At 63.1% G+C, this 22,087-nt stretch carries 22 protein-coding genes and 1 tRNA gene; 16 read left to right on the top strand and 7 right to left on the bottom strand.

Annotated elements, in window-relative coordinates:
* Window positions 1-84: 84 nt before the first annotated feature.
* From G584_RS0111380 to carA, 6 genes are read left to right on the top strand one after another with little or no spacing between them, the layout of a single operon-like run.
* Entirely contained in the window at window positions 85-1,314 is a 1,230-nt protein-coding gene (locus G584_RS0111380; protein WP_028494694.1) for an argininosuccinate synthase, read from the top strand.
* Entirely contained in the window at window positions 1,304-2,692 is a 1,389-nt protein-coding gene (argH, locus tag G584_RS0111375; protein ID WP_028494693.1) for an argininosuccinate lyase, read from the top strand. Before G584_RS0111380 ends, argH begins: the two co-directional genes overlap by 11 nt.
* On the top strand, window positions 2,685-3,224 hold the full coding sequence (locus G584_RS0111370; RefSeq protein WP_028494692.1) for an N-acetyltransferase: 540 nt from the start codon (window positions 2,685-2,687) through the stop codon (window positions 3,222-3,224). Before argH ends, G584_RS0111370 begins: the two co-directional genes overlap by 8 nt.
* A gap of 1 nt (window position 3,225) precedes the next feature.
* Entirely contained in the window at window positions 3,226-3,489 is a 264-nt protein-coding gene (locus G584_RS0111365) for a type II toxin-antitoxin system HicB family antitoxin (protein WP_028494691.1), read from the top strand.
* Window positions 3,473-3,691 (top strand): type II toxin-antitoxin system HicA family toxin, encoded by a 219-nt coding sequence (locus G584_RS0111360; RefSeq protein ID WP_028494690.1) that lies wholly within the window; start codon window positions 3,473-3,475, stop codon window positions 3,689-3,691. Before G584_RS0111365 ends, G584_RS0111360 begins: the two co-directional genes overlap by 17 nt.
* Window positions 3,679-4,854 (top strand): glutamine-hydrolyzing carbamoyl-phosphate synthase small subunit, encoded by a 1,176-nt coding sequence (gene carA, locus G584_RS0111355; RefSeq protein WP_028494689.1) that lies wholly within the window; start codon window positions 3,679-3,681, stop codon window positions 4,852-4,854. The genes G584_RS0111360 and carA overlap by 13 nt, the downstream gene beginning before the upstream one ends.
* A 60-nt stretch (window positions 4,855-4,914) precedes the next feature.
* Here carA and G584_RS0111350 read toward each other — a convergent pair whose 3' ends face one another.
* Genes G584_RS0111350 through G584_RS0111340 form a run of 3 tightly spaced genes read right to left on the bottom strand, consistent with a single transcriptional unit; the run spans window position 4,915 to window position 8,747 of the window.
* Window positions 4,915-6,546 carry a formate--tetrahydrofolate ligase gene (locus tag G584_RS0111350; protein WP_028494688.1) on the bottom strand — a complete coding sequence of 544 codons (1,632 nt, stop codon included), beginning with the start codon at window positions 6,544-6,546 and terminating at the stop codon, window positions 4,915-4,917.
* A 9-nt stretch (window positions 6,547-6,555) separates the two neighbouring features.
* Window positions 6,556-7,758 carry an ATP-binding protein gene (locus G584_RS12310; RefSeq protein ID WP_038051213.1) on the bottom strand — a complete coding sequence of 401 codons (1,203 nt, stop codon included), beginning with the start codon at window positions 7,756-7,758 and terminating at the stop codon, window positions 6,556-6,558.
* 50 nt (window positions 7,759-7,808) lie between these two features.
* On the bottom strand, window positions 7,809-8,747 hold the full coding sequence (locus G584_RS0111340) for a threonine/serine dehydratase family protein (protein WP_028494687.1): 939 nt from the start codon (window positions 8,745-8,747) through the stop codon (window positions 7,809-7,811).
* A gap of 60 nt (window positions 8,748-8,807) precedes the next feature.
* On the opposite strand from G584_RS0111340, the gene secG reads away from it, so the two are divergent.
* Window positions 8,808-9,035 (top strand): preprotein translocase subunit SecG, encoded by a 228-nt coding sequence (secG, locus tag G584_RS0111335; protein ID WP_019551217.1) that lies wholly within the window; start codon window positions 8,808-8,810, stop codon window positions 9,033-9,035.
* 36 nt (window positions 9,036-9,071) lie between these two features.
* Window positions 9,072-9,147: transfer RNA gene (locus G584_RS0111330), tRNA-Ala, on the top strand.
* A 35-nt stretch (window positions 9,148-9,182) separates the two neighbouring features.
* Here the strand turns inward: G584_RS0111330 and G584_RS0111325 are convergent.
* Together G584_RS0111325 and G584_RS0111320 are read right to left on the bottom strand one after the other, a co-directional pair.
* On the bottom strand, window positions 9,183-10,289 hold the full coding sequence (locus G584_RS0111325) for an LptF/LptG family permease (RefSeq protein ID WP_028494686.1): 1,107 nt from the start codon (window positions 10,287-10,289) through the stop codon (window positions 9,183-9,185).
* Window positions 10,286-10,921, bottom strand: coding sequence for a hypothetical protein (locus G584_RS0111320; protein WP_028494685.1), 636 nt, complete (start codon window positions 10,919-10,921; stop codon window positions 10,286-10,288). Before G584_RS0111320 ends, G584_RS0111325 begins: the two co-directional genes overlap by 4 nt.
* Before the next feature lie 65 nt (window positions 10,922-10,986).
* Here G584_RS0111320 and G584_RS0111315 point away from each other — a divergent pair, with 65 nt between their 5' ends.
* Window positions 10,987-12,426 carry an O-antigen ligase family protein gene (locus tag G584_RS0111315; protein ID WP_028494684.1) on the top strand — a complete coding sequence of 480 codons (1,440 nt, stop codon included), beginning with the start codon at window positions 10,987-10,989 and terminating at the stop codon, window positions 12,424-12,426.
* 5 nt (window positions 12,427-12,431) lie between these two features.
* The gene (locus tag G584_RS0111310) at window positions 12,432-12,836 is read left to right on the top strand and encodes a hypothetical protein (protein WP_028494683.1); all 405 of its coding nucleotides are present in this window, start codon (window positions 12,432-12,434) and stop codon (window positions 12,834-12,836) included.
* On the opposite strand, the gene G584_RS0111305 is transcribed toward G584_RS0111310, so the two are convergent.
* Together G584_RS0111305 and G584_RS0111300 are read right to left on the bottom strand one after the other, a co-directional pair.
* The gene (locus G584_RS0111305; protein WP_028494682.1) at window positions 12,833-13,609 is read right to left on the bottom strand and encodes a hypothetical protein; all 777 of its coding nucleotides are present in this window, start codon (window positions 13,607-13,609) and stop codon (window positions 12,833-12,835) included. The genes G584_RS0111310 and G584_RS0111305 overlap by 4 nt on opposite strands.
* A 9-nt stretch (window positions 13,610-13,618) precedes the next feature.
* Window positions 13,619-15,238 carry an LPS-assembly protein LptD gene (locus G584_RS0111300; protein ID WP_028494681.1) on the bottom strand — a complete coding sequence of 540 codons (1,620 nt, stop codon included), beginning with the start codon at window positions 15,236-15,238 and terminating at the stop codon, window positions 13,619-13,621.
* A 243-nt stretch (window positions 15,239-15,481) separates the two neighbouring features.
* Between G584_RS0111300 and G584_RS0111295 the strand changes: the two genes are divergently transcribed.
* From G584_RS0111295 to G584_RS12575, 6 genes are all read left to right on the top strand, one after another.
* Entirely contained in the window at window positions 15,482-16,804 is a 1,323-nt protein-coding gene (locus G584_RS0111295) for a flippase (protein ID WP_028494680.1), read from the top strand.
* Window positions 16,801-17,922, top strand: a complete 1,122-nt coding sequence (gene glf, locus G584_RS0111290) for a UDP-galactopyranose mutase (RefSeq protein WP_028494679.1) — start codon at window positions 16,801-16,803, stop codon at window positions 17,920-17,922. Before G584_RS0111295 ends, glf begins: the two co-directional genes overlap by 4 nt.
* Window positions 17,915-18,823: a glycosyltransferase family 2 protein gene (locus G584_RS12305; RefSeq protein ID WP_051209290.1), complete on the top strand. Its 909-nt coding sequence runs from the start codon at window positions 17,915-17,917 to the stop codon at window positions 18,821-18,823. Before glf ends, G584_RS12305 begins: the two co-directional genes overlap by 8 nt.
* Window positions 18,824-18,964: 141 nt before the next feature.
* Entirely contained in the window at window positions 18,965-20,077 is a 1,113-nt protein-coding gene (locus G584_RS0111280) for a glycosyltransferase (RefSeq protein ID WP_028494678.1), read from the top strand.
* A 4-nt stretch (window positions 20,078-20,081) separates the two neighbouring features.
* Window positions 20,082-21,584, top strand: a complete 1,503-nt coding sequence (locus G584_RS12760; RefSeq protein ID WP_157626428.1) for a hypothetical protein — start codon at window positions 20,082-20,084, stop codon at window positions 21,582-21,584.
* Window positions 21,581-22,087 (top strand): glycosyltransferase (locus G584_RS12575; RefSeq protein WP_157626434.1); only part of this gene is annotated, 507 nt, incomplete at its 3' end. The genes G584_RS12760 and G584_RS12575, both read left to right, overlap by 4 nt.

Here is a 22,087-nt window from a genome sequence, read left to right as displayed (position 1 = left end):
CGTTGAACCCCTGGCTAGGACCTGCCTGGCCAGGGATTGTATACTTATGCATACCCCCCTCGAGGGGGTAGACTAGGGGTTGGCATGAAGATCGTCCTGGCATACTCCGGCGGGCTGGATACCAGCATCATCCTCAAGTGGCTCAAGGAAACCTACAAGGCCGAGGTCATCGCCTTCACCGCGGACATCGGCCAGGGGGAGGAGGTGGAGGAGGCCCGGCAAAAGGCCCTCAGGACCGGGGCCTCCAAGGCCATCGCCCTGGACCTAAGGGAAGAGTTCGTGCGGGACTTCGTCTTCCCCATGTTCCGCGCGGGCGCGGTGTACGAGGGGTACTACCTCCTCGGCACCTCCATCGCCCGGCCCCTCATCGCCAAGTACCTGGTGAGGATCGCCGAGGAGGAAGGGGCGGAGGCCATCGCCCACGGGGCCACGGGCAAGGGCAACGACCAGGTGCGCTTTGAGCTCACCGCCTACGCCCTGAAGCCCGGCATCCGGGTGATCGCCCCCTGGCGGGAGTGGAGCTTTAAGGGCCGGCAGGAGATGATCGCCTATGCGGAGGCCCACGGCATCCCCGTTCCCGTGACCCAGGAGAAACCTTATTCCATGGACGCCAATCTCCTGCATATTTCCTACGAGGGAGGGGTCCTCGAGGACCCCTGGGCCGAACCCCCCAAGGGGATGTTCCGCATGACCGTGGACCCCGAGGAAGCCCCCGATGCCCCGGAGTACGTGGAGGTGGAGTTTGAGCGGGGGGATCCCGTGGCGGTGAACGGGGAAAGGCTCTCCCCGGCAGCCCTGCTGCAAAGGCTCAACGAGATCGGGGGCCGCCACGGGGTGGGCCGGGTGGACCTGGTGGAGAACCGCTTCGTGGGCATGAAGTCCCGGGGGGTCTACGAAACCCCGGGGGGGACCATCCTCTACCACGCCCGCCGGGCGGTGGAAAGCCTCACCCTGGACCGGGAGGTGCTCCACCAGCGGGACCAGCTTGCCCCCAAGTACGCCGAGCTCGTCTACTACGGCTTCTGGTACGCCCCGGAGCGAGAGGCCCTCCAGGCCTACTTCGACCACGTGGCCCAGGCGGTCACCGGGGTGGCCCGGCTGAAGCTCTACAAGGGAAACGTCTACGTGGTGGGGAGGAAGGCCCCCAAAAGCCTCTACCAGAAGGACCTGGTTTCCTTCGACGAGCTCGGGGGCTACGACCAGAAGGACGCCGAGGGCTTCATCCGGATCAACGCCCTAAGGCTCAGGGTACGGGCCTTGGTGGAGGCTTTGCCGTCAGGGAACGAGGGGGAAGGGAAGGGCCATGGCGCATAGGACCTGGGGTGGCCGCTTCGCCGAGGGCCCAAGCGAGCTGGCGGCCCGCTTCAACGCCTCCCTTTCCTTCGACCGGGCCCTTTGGCGGGAGGACCTCTGGCAGAACCGGGTGCACGCCCAGATGCTCCACCGGGTGGGCCTTCTCACCGAGGAGGAGCTAAGGGCCATCCTCGAGGGCCTGGACCAGATCGAGCGGGAGATCGAGGCGGGCACCTTCCCCTGGCGGGAGGAGCTTGAGGACGTGCACATGAACCTGGAGGCCCGCCTCATCGAACTCGTGGGTCCACCCGGGGGCAAGCTCCACACGGCGAGGAGCCGGAACGACCAGGTGGCCACCGATCTCCGGCTTTTCCTGCGGGGGGCCATAGACGAGCTTCTCTCCCTCCTTCTGGACCTGCGCCGGGTTCTGGTGCGGGAGGCCGAGCGGCACCTCGAGCCCCTTTACGTCCTTCCCGGCTACACCCACCTGCAGCGGGCCCAGCCCATCTTGCTTTCCCACTGGTTTTTGGCCTACTACGAGATGCTTCTCCGGGATGCGGGAAGGCTGAGGGACGCCAGGGAGCGCCTTAACGAAAGCCCCCTGGGGGCTGCGGCCCTGGCGGGGACGGGCTTCCCCATAGACCGCCACTACACCGCGCGGGAGCTTGGCTTTTCCGCTCCCATGCGGAACTCCTTGGATGCGGTGGCGAGCCGGGACTTCGCCCTGGAGGTGCTTTCCGCTCTCAACATCGGCATGCTGAACCTCTCCCGGATGGCGGAGGAACTCATCCTCTATAGCACCGAGGAGTTCGCCTTCGTGGAGGTCCCGGATGCCTTCGCCACCGGCTCTTCCATCATGCCCCAGAAGAAGAACCCGGACATCCTGGAGCTCATCCGGGCCAAGGCGGGAAGGGTCTTAGGGGCCCTGGTGGCCCTCTCCACCGTGGTGAAGGGCCTGCCCCTCGCCTACAACAAGGACCTGCAGGAGGACAAGGAACCCCTTCTGGATGCCCTCGCCACCTACCGGGATAGCCTTAAGCTCCTCACCGCCCTTCTTCCTGGGCTTAGGTGGCGGCGGGAGAGGATGTGGCGGGCGGCGGAGGAGGGCTATGCCTTGGCCACGGAGCTCGCCGACTACCTGGCGGAAAAGGGGCTTCCCTTCCGGGAGGCCCACCACGTGGTGGGGCGCCTGGTGCGAAGGCTTGTGGAGGAGGGAAGGGCCTTGAAGGACCTGACCCTGGAGGAGCTCAGGGCCCACCACCCCCTCTTCGCCGAGGATGCCCTGCCGCTTCTCCAGCTGGAATCCGCTATCCATCGGCGCAATTCCTTCGGGGGCACGGCCCCCGAGGCGGTGCGGGAGAGGATCCAGGAGGCCAAGAAGGAGGTGGGCCTTGCTTGAGACAGGAATCGAACTCTCCACGGTTACCCTGCCCGAGGTGCGGCGCCAGGCGGGGGTGGAGCTCAGGAAGGCCAGGCTGAGCGATGTGGACGCCATCTACTGGCTCATCCGCTACTGGGCGGAGAAGGGCCTGATGCTGGTCAGGAGCCACAGCCACCTCTACGAGAACATCCGCGACTTCCAGGTCCTCGAGGACGAGGACGGGAACATCGTGGGCACCGTGGCCCTGCACGTGCTCTGGCGGGATCTGGCGGAGATCAGGGGCCTGGCGGTGCACCCCAGCAGGCAGGGGGAAGGGCTTGGGCGCTGGTTGGTCCTGGGAGCGGAGCGGGAGGCCCGGGATCTGGGCCTACCCCGGGTCTTCGCCTGGACGCTTCAGGTGGGCTTCTTCCGCTCCTTGGGCTACCAGGTCACCACCCGGGAGGCCCTGCCCCCCAAGGTGTGGAGCGAGTGCAACGCCTGCCCCTTCTACGAGAACTGCCGGGAGATCGCCGTCATCAAGCACCTTTCCCCGGGGGCCTTTGGCGGCTAGAATGGATGGGATGGGCACCTTGACCCGCTACTTGGAGGAGGCCATGGCCCGGGCCCGCTACGAGCTCATCCAGGACGAGGAGCCCTACTATGGGGAGGTTCCGGACCTGCCCGGGGTATGGGCCACGGGCAAAAGCCTAAGAGAATGCGAGGCCAACCTGCAGGCGGCCCTCGAGGACTGGCTTCTCTTCCTGCTTTCCCGGGGTGAAACCCCTCCGCCCCTGGGCGAGGTCCGCATCGAACTGCCCCATGGCGAGGCGGCTTAGGCCTGTTTCTCGGAGGGAGCTGGTGGCGAGGCTTAAAGCTTTGGGATTTGCTGGGCCTTACACGGGGGGTCGGCACCAATTCATGGTGCGGGGTTCCGTGCGCTTGATCCTGCCCAATCCCCATCGGGGTGAGATCAGCGTGGACCTTTTGAAGCGCATCCTCAAACAAGCCGGGATTGAGGAGGAGGAATGGCTGGAGTGAAGGAACGGGCGGTTTTGGTCCTGGAGGACGGCACCGTCTACCACGGCTACGCCTTCGGGGCCCGGGGGAAGACGGTGGGGGAGGTGGTCTTCAACACCGCCCAGACCGGCTACCAGGAGATCATGACCGATCCCAGCTACCACGGGCAGATCGTGGTCATGACCTACCCCCACCAGGGCAACTACGGGGTCAACGTCTACGACATGCAGTCCAACCGCCCCTGGGTGAAGGGCTTCGTGGCCAAGGAGTTCAGCCGCATCGCCTCCAACCCCAGGGCCCAGCAGACCCTTAAGGAGTTCATGGAGTTCTACGGGGTGGTGGGGATCGAGGGGATCGACACCCGGGCCCTGGTGCGCAAGATCCGCGAAGGGGGGGTGCTCAAGGGTACCATCGCCCACGCCAGCCTTTTCGGGGATCCCCAGCACGCCTTCACCCCCGAGGAGCTCGAGGCCCTCCGCCAGGAGGCCAAGGCCTGGACGGACATCGACGGGCGGGACATGACCCCCGAGGTCTCCACCCCCTTGCCCTACGCCTGGCCCACCCTGAAGTCGGGGCGGCGCATCGTGGTCATGGACTTCGGTATCAAGCACGCCATCGTGGAGAACCTGGCCGCTTTGGGCTTCGAGATCCTGGTGGTGCCGGGGAAAACCCCGGCGAGCCAGATCATGGCCCTGGAGCCCCACGGGCTTCTCATCTCCAACGGCCCCGGGGACCCCTCCATGCCCCGCTACGCCCACGAGACCATCTGGAAGCTCATGGGGCTACTTCCCACCTTCGGCATCTGCCTGGGGCACCAGCTCCTGGCCCTGGCCGCGGGGGGGCGCACCTACAAGATGAAGTTCGGCCACCGGGGGGCCAACCACCCGGTGAAGAACCTCCTCACCGGGAAGATCGAGATCACCAGCCAGAACCACGGCTATGCGGTGGACATCGACTCCCTGAAGGAGTTCAGGCCCACCCACATCAACCTGAACGACGGGACCCTCGAGGGCATGGCCCACGCCCGCTATCCCGTCTTCTCCGTGCAGTACCACCCCGAGGCCGCCCCCGGGCCCCACGACGCCCTCTACCTCTTCCGCCGCTTCCTGGAGGAGGTGGAGGCCTTCCACGGGGCCACGGGGCTTCCCGTGGAGAAGCAGCGGGCGGACGGGTACGGGGTATAGCCCGGCCCTTGCGTTTCCGAACTGGGGTCCCCACCCTGGCGAAGCCAGGGTGGGGTGATTTTAGTAGTCCATCCCCCGGATGTTCCCCTCCTCGTCCACGTCGATCCCCAGGGCCTGGGGTACCTTGGGCAGGCCGGGCAGGGTCTCGATCCCTCCCATGTAGACCACCACGAACCCCGCCCCAAACCGGCACCTCAGGTCCGTGACCCGCACCCTAAAGCCTTGGGGCCTTCCCCGGAGCCTGGGGTTGTCGGAAAGGGAGGTGGCCGCTTTGGCCATGACCACGGGGAGGGCCTCGCACCCCTCCTTCTTGGCGGCCTTGAGGGCTTTCTTGGCCTCCTCGCTCCACTCCACCCCCTCCGCCCCGTAGATGCGGGTGGCGATGGTTTCCACCTTGTCCTCGAGGGGCATCTCCAGGGGATAGAGGGGCCGGTAGGCGTGGGGCAGGGAGAGGGCCTCGAGGACCCTCTCCGCCAGCTCCAACCCCCCTTCCCCCCCTTTGGCGTAGACCTCGCTTAGGGCGAAGGGCAGGCCGCGTTCCCGGGCGAACTCCCGCACCAGGGCGATCTCCTCCTCGGCGTCCGTGGGGAAGCGGTTCAGGGCGATCACCGGCTTGAAGCCGAATACCTCCACGTTCTCCACGTGCTTTTCCAGGTTGGCGAGGCCCCTCACCACCGCCTGGGGGTCCGGCATCTCGTAGGCATCCTGCCCCCCGTGGTAGCGGAGGGCCCGGAGGGTGGCCACCAGCACCACCGCCTCGGGGACCAGGCCCGTGGTGCGGGCCACCACGTTCATGAACTTCTCCATGCCGAGATCCGTGGCAAACCCCACCTCCTGCACCACGTAGTCCGCCAGGCCCAAGGCGAAGAGGCTTGCCCTCAGGGAGTTGGTGCCGTGGGCGATGTTGCCGAAAGGCCCCATGTGGATGAAGGCGGGGTTCCCCTCCGCCGTCTGCACCAGGTTGGGGAGGAAGGCCTGCCGTAAAAGGGCGGCCATGGCCCCCACCGCCCCCAGGTCCTGGGCGTAGACGGGCTTCCCCCCGTAGGTGAAGCCCACCCGGATCCTTCCCAGGCGCTTCTTTAAGTCCTTGAAGTCCCGGGCCAGGCTCATGAGGGCCATGACCTCGCTGGCCACGGTGAGCTCAAACCCTCCCTCCCGGGGCACCCCGTGGGCCTTGCCCCCCAGGCCCAGGACGATGTGCCTTAAGGCCCGGTCGTTCATGTCGATGGCCCTCTTGAGCTCGATGCGCCTGGGGTCGATCCCGAGCTCGTTTCCCTGGTGCAGGTGGTTGTCCAGGAGGGCGTTCAGGAGGTTGACCGCGCTGGTCACCGCATGGAAGTCCCCGGTGAAGTGCAGGTTGATCTCGTGCCGGGGCTCCACCCGGGCCCGGCCGCCTCCCGTGGCCCCGCCCTTCACCCCGAAAACCGGGCCCAAGGAGGGCTCCCTCAGGGCCAAGGCCGCCCTTTTCCCAAGCCGCCATAGGGCGTCCACCAGGCCGATGGCGGTGGTGGTCTTGCCCTCCCCGGCCGGGGTGGGGGTGATGGCGGTGACCAGGATCAGCTTCCCTTTGGCCTTAGGGGGCTCCCCCAGGACCTTGGCCATGTGGGGGCCGTAGAGGTAGAGCCTATCCCGGCTTAGGCCCAGCTTGCCCGCCACTTCCTCTATGGGTAGAAGCGCTTCCTTGACGATCACGGGCTAAGCTTACTCCGCCTTTCCAGGGAAAGAAGTCCCGCCTTGGGTGGCCAGGCTCCAAAGCCGCCGCATCAACTGGGGTAAAGGGGTGGCCAGGATTCCTGGGGCCAGCGGGTAGGCTTCCTCCCCTGGGTACACCACAAAGGCAGCCTGGGGCCTGAGGTCCGCCAGGGCCTGATGGAATCCCCGGGAGGGCTTGGGTACCAGGCTTCGCTTCACCTCCACGGCCCACAGGGTCCCCGTGGGGAAGAGGAGGAGGAGGTCGATTTCCGCCCCCGCATGGGTGCGGTAGAAAAAGCCTAAGGCCCCTTCCGGTGCTACCCGCAGCAGGTTTTCCACCACGAAACCTTCCCAGCTTGCCCCCACCACGGGATGGCCCAGGAGGCTTTCCCGGTCGTGGATGCCGAGGAGGGCGTGGACCAGGCCGCTATCCCGGAGGTAAAGCTTGGGGCTTTTTACCAGGCGTTTGCCCACATTGGCCTCGTAAGGGGGAAGCCTCCTTAAGAGGTAGAGGTCCGCCAGGTGGTCCAGATAGCGGCTTACGGTTCTGCCGTCCAGCCCCAGGTTGCCCGCCAGGCGGGAGAGGCGGAGGGTTTCGCCCTGGAGGTGGGCCAGCATGGTGAGGAGGCGGCGTAGGGTTTCCGCGGGCAACCTGCCGCCCAAAGCGGGGATTTCCCGCTCCGTGTAGGTGCGGAGGAAATCCTGCCGCCAGCGGAGGCTTTGGGCGTCGCTTGGCGCCAGGAAGCTTTCGGGGAAGCCCCCCCGGAGCCAGAGGCGCTCCAGCTCCTTGGGGTCCACCTCCAGGGGATCCAGGGGGGAGAGTTCCAGGTAGCTGGCCCGGCCCGCCAGGCTTTCCCCTGCCTGGCGGGAAACCTCCGGGGACACGGACCCTAGGAGGAGGTAGAGGCCGGACCTCTTTCCCCTTCGCCGGGCCCGGTCCACCAGGCTCCTCAGGACGGGGAAAAGCTCGGGCATCCGGTGCACCTCGTCCAGGATGACCAGGCGGTCCAGATGGTCCTCCAGGTAGAGCTCCGGGGCCGCAAGCTTCCCCCTGTCCCTTTCCGACTCGAGGTCCAGGTACAAGGCCCCAAGCCGATCCCCCACCGCCAAGGCCAGGGTGGTCTTTCCCACCTGCCGGGCTCCCGTGAGCACCACCACGGGTACCTGGCCTAGGCGCTCCTCGAGGACCGGTTGCAGGCGGCGGGGGATCACCCTTGAAAATATAGCATCGCGATGTCAAATTTTCAAGGATAAGCCCCGCCCTAGGGGAGGGCGGGAAACCCGCGGTTTCCCCCCGAGAGGAGGAGGGCCAGAACCTGAGGAAGCCTTTCCCCATGCTCCAGCACCGCCGCCAGGGGCAGGGCCCCGGTGGGCTCCACCACCTGCTTCGTGCGGGTGAAGAGGAGGCCCTCGGCCTCCAGGATGGCCTCCTCGCTCACGGTGAGGATGGCGTCCACCTTCCTCTTCAGGATGGGGAAGGTGTGCTGGCCCAAAGCCAGGGTCCTTACCCCGTCCGCCCGGGTTTGGGGGGCCTGGGAGAGGCGCACGATCTCACCCTTTTCCAGGCTCCTTCGGGCGTCGTCCGCCCCTTCCGGCTCCACCCCCAGGACCAGGGTGCTTGGGGAGAAGGCCTTCACCGCCGTGGCTACCCCGGCGATGAGCCCTCCTCCCCCCACCGGGACCAGAACCGCCTCCGGGAAAAGGCCCATCTCCCCCGCCTGGGCCATGAGCTCCAGCCCGGCGGTGCCCTGGCCGGCCATGACCAAGGGATCGTCAAAGGGGTGGATGAAGGCGTAGCCGGTTTCCTCCAGGAGGGCCCTGGCCACCTCCTCCCGGTTTTCCACCGTGACCCCCTGGTCCACCACCTGGGCCCCGTAGGCCCGGGCCGCCTCCTTCTTAAAGGGGCTTGCTTCCTCGGGCATGACGATGAGGGCCTTGACCCCCAGGATCCGGGCGGCGTAGGCCACCCCCTGGGCGTGGTTGCCGCTACTCACCGCAAGAAGCCCCTTGGGGTTTTCCAGGGCCAGGGCCTTGGAAAGCGCTCCCCGGGCCTTGAAGCTTCCCGTCTTCTGCAGGTGCTCGGCTTTTAGAAGCAGGCGCTTGCCCAGTAGCTCATCCAAGAGCCTCGAGGTGAGGAGGGGGGTGCGGTGGATGTGGGGGCGGATGCGCCGGTAGGCGGCATGGATCTCGGCAAGCTCCACACCTCTTTATACCGCGCCCGGGTGGACACGCCCTTCGCTCCGCGCTAAAGTGGTAGGGGTATGGACTTCCTTTACACCTTGGTCATCCTTCTTTACCTGGGCGTGGCGGGGCTTTTGGTCTACCTGGTCCTGGTGCAGGAGCCCAAGCAGGGCGCCGGGGACCTCATGGGGGCTTCCGCGGATCTCTTCTCCGCCCGCGGGGTCACCGGGGGGCTTTACCGCCTCACCGTCATCCTGGGGGTCATCTTCGTGGCCTTAGCCCTTTTGATCGGCCTTTGGCCCCGTTGACAAACCGCCCTTCCCTCGGTACCATAGGCGTTGCTTGGGGCCGTGGCGCAGTTGGGAGCGCGCCTCAATGGCATTGAGGAGGTCAGGGGTTCGAATCCCCTCGGCTCCACCAGGAACCCCCCTGGGGAAGCCCAGGGGGGTGCGCTTTTACCTTAGGGCCCTCACGCCCAGAAGGAGGAAGAGGAGGTTCGCCCCCCAGGCCCCCGCCTCCGGGGCAAGGGCCCCAATCCCTGCCAGGGAGCGGCCCAGGAAGAAGGCCCCGTAGTACCCCAGGGCCAGGACCACACTTAGGCCCAAGGCAAGCCCGGTGCTCCGGCCGTACCTCAGGGCCATGGCCGCGGCCAGGAGGACCAGGACCAGGTTGGCCAGGGGCAGGGCCAGCTTGGAGTGGAACTCCAGCCGGGCCCGCCACTTCTCCAAGGGGGCCAAGAAGGGGTCTTGGATCTTGGCCCAGGCCTGGGAAAGGCTATCCTGCCCGAAGCTGAAGGTGTCCGCGTAGTCGGCGATGGCCCGGGCCCGGGAGAGGTCGGACTCCACCTCCAGCACCTTTCCCTGGCTTACCACCCGGAATACCTTTCGGGTCTGGGCCAGGAGGTCCCGGGCGGTTTCCAGCCCGGGGACCTCACCGAAGTCTATGCGGTAGAAACGGTAATCCCTTAAGGTGATCACCTTGTCCTCCCAGCTTCCCCGCTCGGCGAAGAGGAAGGTGCCCTCCTCCCCTCGGAAGGAGGCGATGCGCACCCCCACCATCTCCTTTGTCCCCATGTCAAAGTCCTCAAAGTAGAGGCTACGCCCCTGGCCGATGGGGATCTGTAGGCCCTTTAGGCGGAAAAGCCCCGCCCCTTGGGTGTGGATCTCGTCCCACCAGGCCACCCGCACCTTTTCGTTGTAGTGGGGGACCAGCCTCTCCTGGAGGTAAAGGGCCACCCCGCTCAGCAAAGCGCCTATCCCAAGAAGGGGCAGGGCCGCCCGCCAAAGGGGAACCCCCCCGGAGAGGAGGGCGAACTGGGCCCCTTCCGCGGAAAGCCTGCCGAAGACCAGGACCGTGGTGGTGACCAAAGCGATGGGGAAGACCTGCACCAGGACCCCGGGCACGTGGTAGGAAAGCCAGCGGGCCACCTTGATGAGGGGCACCCCCTCCAGCCAGCGGGCCCCGGCGTAGAAGAAGCCGAAGAGGTAGACGGCGGTGAGGAAGAGAAGGGCCAGGAGCAGAACGGGGAGGCTTTCTTTCAGGATGTGCCGGTAAAGGGTCATGGGAGGCGGGCGGCGTACTGGGCCAGGGGGCTTGCGCTAGGGGGCACCTTGGTGCTGGCCTGGACCTTTCCCGAGGCAAAGCGCAGGTATAGCCGGGCGTTTGGCCCCTGGCCCCTCAGGGTGGCCTTCCCCTCCTGGTAGGTGAAGCTTCCGAGAGCCAAGGCCTCCTGGTCCTTCAGGTTCACCACCAGGGTTTCCGCCTGGAGCCTGGGGCTTTCCGCCTGGACCCTGCCCTTCAGGACCACGATGTTCTCGGCGAAGAGGGCCAGGGCCCTTTCCGCCTTCAGGCCCTTGAAGTCGGGGTTGCTGAAGGTGAGGCCTTTAAAGCGGGCTTCCTGCTTGGGGATGTCGTGCTCGAGGCTCTGGGCTAAAAAGGTTTCCTTCTCCGAGAGGAGCTCGGCACTCCGGGCCCGCACGAAGCTGCCCTCCTTGTACTCGAGGTAGCCCGCCTTGAGGCGGAGGCCGTTTTCGTGGTCGGTGAGGATGCCCCCCTGGGGGAGGGTGGTGACGCCGGTGTCCAGGTTGACCCGCTGGGTGCCGAAGGGTTCCACGCTGAAGGCGGCGAAGCGGGCCCCCAGGGCAACGGCCAGGAAAAGGATGGCCGTGAGAAGAAGGCGGCTAAGCCCGTTCATGGCACGTACTTTACCCGAGAGTTCTGAGGAGCGCCTTAAGGCTTCCTTGGCGTATATTGTCCCCCGTGCGCCTTTTGCCTTTCGCCTTGGCCCTGGCTCCCCTCTTTCCCCCTCTCGCCCTTTTGGCCCCCCTCTTTTTGGGCCACCTGCGGCGGCTTTCCCCTTGGGCCTTGGGCCTGTTGGGGGTCTATGCCCTTTCCGTCCTCCTTCCCGCCCTTGGGGCCCCAGAGCCTTTGGCTTTTCCCTTGGCCCTGGGCCGGGTCCTTTACGTCCTGGGCCTGGTGGGCGCCGGTGTGGCCCTTTACGCGGGAGCCTCTTCCCCTACCCAGGCTTTGAAGCCCTTAGGATATGGGCTTTTTCTCCTCTACATAACGGCCTTCGTGGCCACCTACCTCACCTTTGGGGACCAGGCGGTGCAGCAGAGGCTCATGCATCCCTTCCATAGCCCGGTGGGCCTGGGGTTTATGGGGGCTATGGGGGTGCTCCTTGCCGTGTATCTTCGCTACCCCTGGCCCTTCCGCCTCCTTTTGGGCCTTCTTGGGGGTGCGGTCTTGCTCCTTTCGGCAAGCCGCGGGGGGATGCTGGCCCTGCTTGTCGGAGGAGCCGGAGGGCTTCTTTTCCGGGGGCGGGGCCTTTGGGCCTTGGGGCTTGCGGGTCTTGTCCTCTTCGCCGCCTCCACCCTGGATACCCCTATCTCCGAGCGCTTCTTCCAGGCCCACCTCTCGGGGCGCGAGGGGTTATGGCTCAGGGCCTACGAGGTCTACCAGGCCCATCCCTGGACGGGGGTAGGGCCCTATGTGCTGGGGGATTACCTGAAGGGAACCCTCTTTGGGGAGTGCTTCCTCTTTCCCCTCCTCGAGGCCCGCGGCCTCACCTGCCCCGGCTGGCTTAAGCCCTTGGGGGGGCTTTGGAGCTTCGCCCACAACCACCTCCTCCAGGCCCTGGGGGAAAGCGGGATCTTTGGTGGGGTAGGGCTTCTCCTCCTGGTGGGGGGGTTTTTGGCGGCGGCCTGGGGGGAAGGGCTTCTCTTCTCCCTCCTCCTGGCCTTTGTGGCCATGGGGATGACGGATAATCCCTTCAGCGTTCCGAGCCCCTTCCGGGGGGAGATCTTCTTCCTGGTGGGGGGGATGGCCCTGGCCCGGGGGGTGAGGCTTCCCGCCACCTTGGGCCTGGCCGGGGCGGCGGCCCTTCTTTGGTCCCTGCCCTTCCTCTACCTGGCCACCAGGCCGCCTACGCCTCCTCCGGCCCTGGCCTACCTGGCCTTCCCCCAGGAGGGGGTAGGGTTTTTGCGCCTAGCGGGGGCTGAGGGGTACCGGGTTCAGGTGTGGCTATGCCAAAAGGGCTGCCAGCGCTTGGGTTGGGAGTGGCCCGGGGATCGCCTGGTTGTGTTCCCTCTTCCTCAAGACCTTCCCCCCGGGGAGTACCGGCTTCGGATCCTCCTTTTCAGCCAGCACCGCCTGGCCCTTAAGCCCCGCTACGTCCTGGAGAGGGAGGTGAGGCGGTGAGGGGCTTGGCCTGGTTCCTCGGCCTTGGGGTTTTCGCCCTCGGGTTTTCCCTGGCCCTTTGGTCCTTGGACCGGGGCTTCCGCCTAGCCCCCCTCGCCCAGGAGGCCTGTCTGCCCGGCCCTCTTCCCGAAAGGGCGGAGCTATGGAGCAACGGAGCCGTGGAAATCCCCCTTTGCCGGAAGGCGCGGGTGGGGCTTCTCCTCGAGGGCACCCTGGCCCAGGGGAAAGGGCCTTACGCCCTGGTGGTGGAGGGAAGCCGGGTGCTCTGGCAGGGGGAGGTGCGGGGGGTGAGGGAGGTCTGGGTGACGACCAGCGGCAGGGGAACCCTGGCCTTGGCCTTCACCAACGACCTCTACCGCCCTCCTGAGGACCGGAACCTCTTCCTTCGGGCCTTGCGGGTGGAGCCTTAGCGGAGAAGGGTTAGCAGGGCCAAAACCACCCCGATGGCGGTGAAGACCAGCATGGCCTTGTTGAAGGCGGTGCTGATATCCGCCTTAACCTCCTGCCGCAGGGCCTCCAGCCTGGTCTCCAGCTGTCCCATCCGGGTGTCCAGTTCCTGGCGGGTTTGCTGGATCTGCCCTTCCAGCTGGTTTTGGACCTGACTGATTCTGGCTTCCAGCCTTTCTTCCACCTGGTGGATCTGCCCTTCCAGCTGGCTTTGGACCTGACTGATTCTGGCTTCCAGCTTTTCTTCCACCTGGTGGATGTGGGTTTCCAGACGCCCGTCCAGCTGGTGGATTTGTCCCTCGAGCTTTTCCTCCGTGCGCCTAAGCTGGGCCTCTAGCGCCCCCTGGACTTGACCGATCTGGGCCTCCAACTTGCCTTCCGTTTGGAGGATCCGGCCTTCTAGCTCTTGGCGGGTCTGCTGGATCTGCCCTTCAAGGCGGACCTGGATCTGGTCCATCCGGGACTCCAGCCTGTTTTCCGCTTCCGCCAAGCGTCTTTCCATGGAACCAAGCCGGGCCTCCAGCTTGGTTTCCAACTCGCCCAAACGCTTCTCCAAGGACCCAAGCCGGCCTTCCATGTGAGCCCGGGTTTCCCGAAGCTCGGCCTTGACCTCCTCCCGCAGGGTGTCTATGCGGCGGGAGAGGTCCTGGACCAAGGGGGGGAGCACCCGGATGGTGGCCTCCACCACCCCCTCCAGCTTTTCCAGCCTTTCCCCTAGCCCCTCCACCTCGGGCATGGCCTTAGTCTACCGCAGGGAAAGGCCAAAGGAGAGGCTCTGCCCTGTGGCCTCGCTGTACTGCCCCTTCAGGATGTTCTGCCAGCGCACCTCGTAGGCGAAGCAGCCGTCGTAGTAGCGGAAGGTGAGGCCAAGGCGGGTGAGGCCCTCCCGGTTAAGCCCCACCTCGGGGGCAAGCCAAAGGGCCTGGCAGCAGGTGCGCTCGGGAAGGGGCATGGCGTAGCCCAGGCGGACTTCCTCCAGGCTTCCCCGCACGTACCCCAGGCGGAAGGTGCCAAGGCCAGGGTCTTGGAACTCCCCTTCCAGGCGGTCCAGCCGCTGGCCCAAGGGGTTTTCCAGGGTGTAGCGAAGGCCAAAGGGTCCATACCGCCCCTCCAGGCTTAGGCGCTGGAACTCGTCCCGGTGCTCAAAGGTGAAAGGGGGCATGGGGGAAAGGGGCTCGAGCCTCCCCGCATAGCTGGCCCGCAGGCTGAGGTCCCCTTCCCGGAACAGGCCTTCCAGGCTTCCCCCCAGGGCCAGGTAGGGGGCGTAAGGGGTGAAGGGGTAAAAGGCGAATAGGAGGCTGGGGCTAAAGGTAAGGCTAAAGGGCCCCTTCTTCAGGGTTTCCCGGTACCCCCCCTCGAGGCCCACCGTGGTCCCCTGGCTCCTTGCCGTTTCCGCATAGCGCAGGAAGGGCCTTAGGGTGAGGTTTCCCAAACGGAAGGTGGGGGTGTAGCGGGCTTCCAGCCTGGGGGTGTCGGCGTCGGGAGGGTTGGGGCTTGCGGCGAAGAGGAGGTCGTCCCAGTAGGCCTTAACCCAGGGGGCGTAGCCCAGCTGCACCTCGGCACCCCGGCCGCCTTCCCGTAGGCCCAGGCGCAGGGCTTCTTGGGAAGTGCCCAGGCCTGAGGCCAGAAGGGTGAACCTTCTTGGCCACTGCCCGATCTCATCGCCAGGCCTGGGGAGGGGAAAGTCCTGTAGGCCCAGGGTCCAGCCCCCGGTATCCGAGCTGGAAAGGATCAAGGGGTTTTTGAGGTCGGGCCTCCGGTTCACGTTGGCCCGGGCTTCCTCCAGGGGAACCTCGAGGCCCCAAAGCCCCAAGGTGGCGTCTCCCTTAAGCTCCCCGGTTCGCACCAGGAAGGTGGCCTCTTCCATGGCCAGGCGCACATCCTCCCCGCAAGGGCAGGGGGTGGCCAGGAAGCCCTTGAGCTGGGCTTCCTCCCGGGTGAAGGTGGCTTCCTCCGCCCGCACCCGGTAGGCGGGGCTTTCCAGAAGGATGCCCCTTCCCTTCAAGGGAGTTCCCAGGGCCAGCGAGGCCACCTCCGCCTTCAGCTGCCCCTGGGCCAGGCGTACCTCCTTGAGTTCCTTTCCCAAGAGCACCCTGGCCTCCACCCGCCAGCCCTCGGCCTCGCCCTTTAGGCCTTCCGCCTGGAAGCTTCCTTCCCCTTCCAGGTAGCGGATCACGGGGGCCTCCAGGTAAAGGCCATCCCTTTCCAAGCAGGCCCGGCCCTCAAAGACCAGGACCTCCCCGTCGTAGCTCATCTCCTGGCCCCCTAGAAGCCCCTCTTCCGTTTCCAGGGTGTAGGGCCTTTCCTTGCAGGGAGAAGCGAGGGCTAGGCCTAAAACCAACCCCAAGACCAAGAGTCTCCGCATGCATTGCATTTTAGGCTTTAGGGGTTATGGAAAGCCAAGGATACTCGGGAGCCGTGATAATCTTTTTCGGGGGAAGGAAGATGCCTAAACACTTAGCAACCACTTTGTCGAAGGAGCGGAAGGCCAAGATCGCCGCTCGGAAGGCACTGAGCCGAGGACATGTGGATCTTAAGGGAGCCAGACGGCTTTACAGCTCCGGGCTAGCTTAAGCGGCAGACTTCGGGACAATATCCTCAGGGCATTATGAAGGGTTTTCTGCGTTCCCTTTTTCCCAGCCCCGAGCGGTTGACCAAAGCGCTCGTTGGCAAGTCCGCCTCAGGGGGCTTAGCCACCAACATTCTGGCCCTTTATGGAGTCCACATTGCTAACTACCTCTTTCCCCTCCTCACCGTGCCCTACCTGGCCCGGGTCTTGGGGCCCAAGGAGTGGGGCCTATTGGCCTTTGCCCAAGCCTTTGGGGGGTACCTTCAGCTTTTAGTGGAGTTTGGCTTTAGCCTTTCCGCCACCCGCCAGGTGGCTAGGGCCCGGGATTCCTTGAGGGGGCGGGCCGAGCTTTTAGCTTCGGTGTTGGGCGCTAAGGCTTTTCTTGGCCTTTTGGCCATAGGGGTAGCCCTCTTAGTGGGAGGGTTCATCCCCGCCTTCCGTGACCATCCCCAGGTCTTGTGGGCCGGGGTATTCTGGGCCTTGGCCACCGCCTTTAGCCCCGTCTGGTACTTCCAAGGGCTCGAGCGGATGCGCCTGGTGGCCGGTCTGGAGGTCTTGGCCAAGGGGCTGGTTTTGCTTCTCCTCTTCCTTTGGGTAAAGGGTCCTTCCGACACCTGGAAGGTCCTTGCCCTACAAGGGGGCGCCTCCTTGCTGGCTACCTTGCTGGCCCTCTACCTCGCCTACCGGGAGGTGCCTTTGTTCCTGCCAACGCTAAAGGGGGTCTTGGAAGCCCTCCGCTTGGGGTGGAGCATGTTCTTCTTCCGCAGCGCAGTGAGCCTCTACACCCTGGGAAATACCTTCATCCTAGGCCTTTTTGCTCCGCCCCAGGTGGTGGGGTACTACGCCGGGGCGGAGAAGATCAGCAAGGCGGTCTTGGGGCTTCTCTCCCCGGTGAGCCAGGCCCTTTACCCGAGGCTAAGCCACCTGGTTCGGCGTGCGCCTGCGGAGGCGGCCCGGTTAGCCCGGTTGGGACTTTGGACCATGGGGCTTTCGGGGCTTTTCCTGGGGCTTTTGGTCTTTGCCCTGGCCCCCTTCCTGGTCAGGCTCTTCCTGGGGGAGGGATATGACCCCGCGGTCCTGGCTTTGCGCCTCCTGGCCTTCCTGGTACCCCTCATTGCCCTCTCCAACGTACTGGGTATCCAGTGGATGTTGCCTTTGGGCCTGGACCGCCCCTTCAACGCCATCATCGTGGGGGCTGGGCTCTTCAACCTGGGACTGGCGCTGCTCCTGGCCCCCCGCCTCTTCCACGTGGGCATGGCCCTGGCGGTGGTGGTCTCGGAGCTTTTCGTCACCCTGGGGATGTGGCTGTATTTGAAGAGGAGCCGCCAAGACCCCTTCGCCTTTCAGGGAGGTGGCCAATGAAGGTGGACTACCTCATCGTGGGCGCTGGCTTCACTGGGGCTACCTTGGCGGAGCGCATCGCTAGGGAGCTGGACAAGAAGGTCCTGGTGGTGGACCGGAGGCTCCACATGGGGGGGAACGCCTACGACGAATACGACGAGCACGGGGTTTTGGTCCACCGCTACGGCCCCCACATCTTCCACACCCAGAGCAAGAAGGTATGGGACTACCTCTCCCGGTTCACCGAGTGGCGTCCCTACTACCACCGGGTGCGGGCGGTGGTGGAGGGCAAGGAGATCCCCCTTCCCTTCAGCCTGGCCTCCTTAAGGCGGCTCTTTTCGGAGAGGCTTGCGGACCTACTGGAGGAGAAGCTTATCGCCCACTTTGGCTACGGGGCCCGCATTTCCATCCTAAAGCTCAAGGAGGTCCAGGACCCCGACCTCCGCTTCCTGGCGGACTACGTCTACAAGAACGTCTTTGAGGGCTATACCCTCAAGCAGTGGGGCTTGAAGCCGGAAGAGCTCTCCCCCTCGGTCACCGCCCGGGTCCCCATCCTGGTGAGCTACGACGAGCGTTATTTTCAGGATACCTACCAGGCCATGCCCAAGGAGGGGTACACGGCCCTTTTCCGGAGGATGCTGGCCCATCCCAACATCCGGGTGCTCCTAGGGGCGGACTGGAAGGAGGTGGAGGGGGAGGTGCGCTTTGACCGTCTCATCTTCACCGGGCCCATGGACGAGTTCTTCGGCTACCTGCACGGGCCCCTGCCCTACCGCTCTCTACGCTTTGCCTTTGAACACCACCAGAGGCCCTGGTTCCAAGAGGTGGGCACGGTGAACTATCCCAATGACCATGGCTTCACCCGCATCACCGAGTTCAAGCACCTCACCCATCAGGCCTACCTGCCCCACACCACCGTGGTCTACGAGTACCCGGAGGCCTACGAGCCTGGGAAAAACGAGCCCTACTACCCGGTGCCCCGGGAGGAGAACGAGGAAAGGCTCGCCCTCTACCAGAAGGAGGCGGCCAAACTCAAGACGGTTCTCTTTGCGGGGAGGCTTGGGGACTACCGCTACTACAACATGGACCAGGCGGTGGCCAGGGCCCTGAAGCTGTTTGAGGAGGTGGCGCGTGGATAGGGTTTGTGCGGTGATCGTGACCTACAACCGCAAGGAGCTCCTGCGGGAGTGTTTGCAGGCTGTTCTTTCCCAGACCCGGCCCCCGGACCACGTACTGGTGGTGGACAACGCCAGCACCGACGGGACCCGGGAGATGCTCAAGGAAGAATTCCCCCAGGTGGAGGTCCTGGCCCTGCCGGAGAACCAGGGGGGAGCTGGGGGCTTCCATGAGGGGATGAAGCGGGCTTATGAAGCAGGGTATGACTGGATATGGGTGATGGATGATGATGCCTTTCCTAGGGCGGATGCCCTTGCCCTCCTCTTGGAAAGAGCTGGGGAAGCAAAGGTGTTGGTCCCTCTTCTCCAAAGCTCGGAGGGACACAGGTATGGTGCGGGGTATTGGAAGGGTGGGTATAAGGCAGATAATCTGGAGGCCCTTACCCACACCCCTTTACGCGTGGAAATATTCGCGTTTGTAGGACCTTTGTTCCATAGGGAAGTGGTGAAGAGGGTTGGCTTTCCCCGGAAGGAATTCTTCATTTGGTTTGATGATGTTGAGTATGCTCTTAGGATAAGAAAGCAGGGAATAAAGGTGTTGTTAGTGCCTGGCTCGGTGGTTGTCCATGATAACCTCGGTCGACGTAAAAAGGTATCCTTTTTAGGAAGGAGCAAATTGAGGGTGGATGCCCCCGCATGGAAGCTCTACTATGGCGTGAGAAACTGGGGTTGGACAATTTTGTGGACTCCATACGCAAAACCGCGCATGAGGAGCTTGGTGGCTTACATAGCAAGGAATTTTCGTGAGGGCTTGGGGGACTTGGTGTATGAGCAGGATCGATGGACGAGGGTAACCCTCAGGCTCCTAGGTATGTGGCATGCGCTAACAGGGAAATTAGGTAGGATAGATCTCAAAAATAGGTGAGGAAGTGAAGTTCAAGGGTGGGTGGAACCTAGAGCAGCACGCGGTTAAATATTGTGGGAGCTTACTTTCTGGTTTCGCTTGCCCTAAAAGGCTTGTCAGGGTTTTGTGGACTTCCGGGCTTTAGAGTAGAGGGGTGGACAGGTGAAAGTGGCGCTTTTCTTACCTTCCCTCGAGGGTGGCGGAGCCGAACGGGTTAGCTTGCTCCTGGCCCAGGGCCTTAAGGAAAGGGGCGCGGAGGTAGATCTTGTTTTGGCCCAGGCGCAAGGGCCTTACCTCTCGGCCGTTCCAAAGGGGGTTAGGGTGGTGGATTTGAAAGCGCCCCGTGTGCTCTTTTCCCTGGTTCCCTTGGTGGCGTACCTTAGAAGGGAAAGGCCCAAGGCCTTGTTCTCTTCTTTGAGCCACGCCAATATCCTAGCCCTCTGGGCCAGAGGCCTGGCCCAGGTCCCGACCCAGGTGTTCGTGGTTGAGCATACCCCGCTTAAAGAAAGCCGGTTGGGTACGATTTCCTTCAGGGAAAGGGCAGCCCATGCCCTTTTGCCCTGGGTATACCCTAAGGCTCAAGGCGTGGTGGCGGTTTCCAAGGGGCTTGCTGAAGAGCTGGTGGAGGTTTTCCGGATTCCACGGGATAAGGTTCGGATGATTTACAACCCTGTGGTGAGTGAAGGGTTGTTTAGGAAGGCGGATGTTGAAGAGGAGGTGCTTTCGCATCCTTGGTTTGCACCAAACCAACCGCCGGTCCTCCTTGCAGTGGGGCGCCTTTCAAGGGAGAAGAACTTTTCCTTACTCCTGCGGGCTTTTGCCAGGGTGAGAAGGCGGGTACCAAGCCGCTTGCTCATCCTGGGCGAGGGGCAGGAACGGGGGTTTCTGGAAGCCCTTGTTGGGGAGCTGGGTCTTTCAGAAGATGTCTCCTTACCAGGCTTTGTGCCCAATCCGTATCCTTTCATGCGTAAAGCGGCCGCCCTTGTTCTCTCCTCTCGGTATGAGGCCCTACCCACCGTGCTGATAGAAGCCATGGCCCTCGGTACCCCCGTGGTGGCCACGGACTGTCCCTTCGGTCCCCGCGAGATCCTGGAAGGGGGGCGGTGGGGCCAGCTGGTGGCTGTGGATGATGAGGTTGGGCTTGCCAACGCTATGCAGGAGGTGCTAGAGAACCCACCGCCTTCAGAAGAGCGGGAGCTCATGCGAAAAGTAGCCTTAGAGCGGTTTGGCGTGGATAGGGCAATCCAAGAGTATTGGCAACTCTTAGGGGGGTGAATACGTGATAAGCAAGCCCCGATTATCCACAGTTTCTTTCTTTATCCTTTTTCTCCTTTCCCTTGGCCTATTGACCACATCTCAACTTGCTCATCTTCTCGGGAACAGAGAAGTGGCGGTAGGGTTAGGGCTTGGAGCCATGGGCGTAGCATGGGTTTTGATAGTACGCTTGGAAAAGGCTAATTTGCTAAGTTGGCCTGTTCTTTTTGCAACTTTTTTTGTTGCATATGTGGGTAGTCCAACCCTTGAGGCCCTACTGGGGGTGTCGCCCAGCCATGGGGAGATTCTGGGAATGATCATTCAGAGCCAAGAGCTCCCATTAGAAGAGATTGCCTTCTTAGGGGGTGTATCGCTGGTTGCTTTTGCCTTTGGTTTAGGGTCTTGGTATGCGCTGCCTTTTATAAAGCCAAGAGTAAAGCTGTTTGCCAAAGGGGAGTATGTTAGAGAAGCCTCCTCCTTTTATTGGGTGGGGGTTGGGGCTTTACTTTTGGGTTTGGCCTTGATGCTTTATGACATGACGAGGGTGGGTGGGTTGCAGGGGCTCTTAACTCCCAGGGTGGAACGGCTTTATGGACTTGCCACAACGAGGGGAAGTTTGCCAGCTGCGCCGCTGGTTTTTGCAGGCATGGCTCTGGCTATAGTGGGGTGGTCATCCGGCAGGCACAGGTTTATACGTGGCTTACTGTTAGGGTTACTTCTCTTTGGATGGGTTGCTTATCTTTTGATTCAAGGGGATCGTAGATTTATTCTTTATACTCTTTTGGTGGCGTTGGGGAGTTTTTTTATTGTTCGGGGCGCTACCCTTCGTCTCTCATGGTCTGCATTTCTCGCGTTTTTTGGTCTATATATCCTCTCCTCTTTTTTTGGAGGAATTCGTTGGCTATTTACGCCGCTTTTACAAGGTTCGCTAAGCCTGGGTGAGGCTTTCGCTTGGGTGAGCGAAAATGTATCTTGGTCTTGGTTTACACCATCGTCTACCGAGTTTATGGGACCTTATACTACTCTAGTGTTCACACTTACGGACCCCGCCTGGTGGAGCACCACCCAGGCTCCTCTGGGAGGGTATAGCTATTTGTTTTCTCTGCCCAATCTCCTGCCCCGTAGCTTGTACCCCGGAGATAAGTGGCAGACCCTCGGCTTCCAGTTTAGTGATTACATTTACACAAATTATTTAGCTCCATACTTCGGGGCTCCAGTAGGCTTTGGCCTGAGCCCCTTGGCTGAGGCTGTACTTAACTTTGGCAGAGGTTTTTGGGCACCTCTTCCCCTTTTTTTCATCCTAGGATGGGTAAGCGGCTGCCTTGGATCGTGTGCAAGTAGAAGGCCTTTACCTTGGGGTATTGTTTACGCTTTGCTTCTCCCCCAAGCTTTCAACCTCAACAGAATTGATTTAGCCTGGTCCTTTCAGGAAGCCGTTTATTATGCAATAACTGGACTGGTTTTGCTTGCAGGTGTCCGGCTTCTCCTAAAACCACGGAGCCTGAAAGAGGGTGAAAGAGGGTTATGAGTCTAGGTTCTAGAAGGGTGTTGTTTCTGATTACCGGTTTAGGTCGGGGTGGGGCAGAGAGCCAAGTGGTCCTGCTGGCTAAAGGTTTGAAGGCTCGAGGTTGGCAAGTAGAGGTGGTGTCTATGATCCCCCCAGATTCCGAAGGGCCTAAGGGGGAACTGGCATCGTCTGATATCCCGGTGCATTCCCTCAGTATGCTCCGGGGTAAGCCAAGCCTCCGGGGCGTTTGGCGTTTGGCCCGTTTGGTCAGGGAGTTTAGGCCCCAAGTGCTCCATGCGCACATGATCCATGCCAACCTTCTGGCTCGTGTGGTGCGTTTTTTGGTTCCTATTCCCGTTGTGGTATGCACTGCGCATAGCACTGTTGAGATAGGGCGCTCTTTTGGTACGGAGCGATCCACTCACCTCGTCTACCGCTTAACCGACTTTCTCTGCGATCTCACCACCCAGGTGTCCCGGGAGGGGTATGACCGGTTCCTCAAAGGCAAGGCGGTTCGCCCAGAC

This window comes from Thermus antranikianii DSM 12462 (assembly GCF_000423905.1).
GTDB classification, from domain to species: domain Bacteria; phylum Deinococcota; class Deinococci; order Deinococcales; family Thermaceae; genus Thermus; species Thermus antranikianii.
The sequence above is the reverse complement of the archived record's forward strand: the minus strand, read 5'-3'. Positions and strand labels throughout refer to the sequence as shown.

Bases quoted from the DNA above. Each gene is read 5' to 3' on its own strand.
- carA (WP_028494689.1), top strand. From the start codon at position 3,679: ATGGCTGGAGTGAAGGAACGGGCGGTTTTGGTCCTGGAGGACGGCACC.
- argH (WP_028494693.1), top strand. From the start codon at position 1,304: ATGGCGCATAGGACCTGGGGTGGCCGCTTCGCCGAGGGCCCAAGCGAG.
- G584_RS0111325 (WP_028494686.1), bottom strand. From the start codon at position 10,289: ATGACCCTTTACCGGCACATCCTGAAAGAAAGCCTCCCCGTTCTGCTC.
- G584_RS0111305 (WP_028494682.1), bottom strand. From the start codon at position 13,609: ATGCCCGAGGTGGAGGGGCTAGGGGAAAGGCTGGAAAAGCTGGAGGGG.
- G584_RS0111380 (WP_028494694.1), top strand. From the start codon at position 85: ATGAAGATCGTCCTGGCATACTCCGGCGGGCTGGATACCAGCATCATC.
- G584_RS0111365 (WP_028494691.1), top strand. From the start codon at position 3,226: ATGGATGGGATGGGCACCTTGACCCGCTACTTGGAGGAGGCCATGGCC.
- G584_RS0111295 (WP_028494680.1), top strand. From the start codon at position 15,482: ATGAAGGGTTTTCTGCGTTCCCTTTTTCCCAGCCCCGAGCGGTTGACC.
- glf (WP_028494679.1), top strand. From the start codon at position 16,801: ATGAAGGTGGACTACCTCATCGTGGGCGCTGGCTTCACTGGGGCTACC.
- G584_RS0111360 (WP_028494690.1), top strand. From the start codon at position 3,473: ATGGCGAGGCGGCTTAGGCCTGTTTCTCGGAGGGAGCTGGTGGCGAGG.
- G584_RS0111300 (WP_028494681.1), bottom strand. From the start codon at position 15,238: ATGCGGAGACTCTTGGTCTTGGGGTTGGTTTTAGGCCTAGCCCTCGCT.
- G584_RS0111320 (WP_028494685.1), bottom strand. From the start codon at position 10,921: ATGAACGGGCTTAGCCGCCTTCTTCTCACGGCCATCCTTTTCCTGGCC.
- secG (WP_019551217.1), top strand. From the start codon at position 8,808: ATGGACTTCCTTTACACCTTGGTCATCCTTCTTTACCTGGGCGTGGCG.